At 61.0% G+C, this 834-nt stretch carries 1 protein-coding gene and 1 riboswitch; the gene reads right to left on the bottom strand.

The annotated features are described in order from the left end of the window. Window positions 1-566, bottom strand: a 566-nt coding sequence (gene ribB, locus ASB65_RS21050) for a 3,4-dihydroxy-2-butanone-4-phosphate synthase (protein WP_060725272.1), incomplete at its 3' end; no start/stop codon positions are given. Window positions 567-686: 120 nt separating this feature from the next. Beyond that, window positions 687-834, bottom strand: a riboswitch (FMN riboswitch). This riboswitch is flagged as partial in the annotation.

Here is an 834-nt window from a genome sequence, read left to right as displayed (position 1 = left end):
ACGAGCAGGCCGTGGCGTTCGGCAAAGACTTCGAGCTGGGGCAGGCGGGCCATGGTGCCGTCGTCATTGGCGACTTCGCAGATGGTGCCGCAGGGGAATTTCCCGGCTAGACGGCAAAGATCGACGGCCGCTTCGGTATGACCGGTGCGGCCGAGAACGCCTTGCGGGTTGGCGCGCAGCGGGAAGATATGGCCGGGGCGGGCGAAGTCTTCGGGGCGTGAATCCTCCGATACCAGCGCGCGCACGGTCTTTGCCCGGTCGGCGGCGGAAATGCCTGTCGTGGTGCCCGGAATATAGTCCACCGAGACGGTGAACGCTGTCTTGAGGGATTCGGTATTGCGCGACACCATCAAGGGAATGTCGAGGGCATCCAGTCGCTCGCCCGGCATGGCGACGCAGATCAGCCCACGCGCATGGTTCATCATGAAGGCGATCTGCTGCGGGGTAATGCTGTCGGAGGCGGCGATGACATCGCCTTCGTTTTCGCGGTCTTCGTCGTCAACGACAATCACCATCTGGCCACGGGAAATGGCTTCGATGGCGTCTTCAATTCTAGCAATGGTCATTTTCTTTCAAGCCTTTCAAGGGTTATGCCGTTTTGCGGCATTTTCGCGCTTCGAGAAGCGCCAAATATCCCTTGGGCGAACAATGCAATGCGAAGCCAGCTCACGCGCCAGCGTCCTATGCCTTGTCCTCTTCCATCCGGACTATACCGTCGGCTCCGGCCTCTCACCGGATCTGCTGACCTTCCGGCTTTGGAGACCGGAAGCGCTCGCGGGCTCCGGGAAAAATCCCGATACCGCCGGTGGGGAATTGCACCCCGCCCTGAGAACA

Origin of the sequence: Agrobacterium tumefaciens str. B6, from assembly GCF_001541315.1 — a bacterium.
In the GTDB taxonomy this organism is placed as follows: Bacteria; Pseudomonadota; Alphaproteobacteria; order Rhizobiales; family Rhizobiaceae; genus Agrobacterium; species Agrobacterium radiobacter.
Note: the sequence above shows the minus strand (reverse complement) of the source record. Positions and strands in the feature narration are given on the sequence as shown.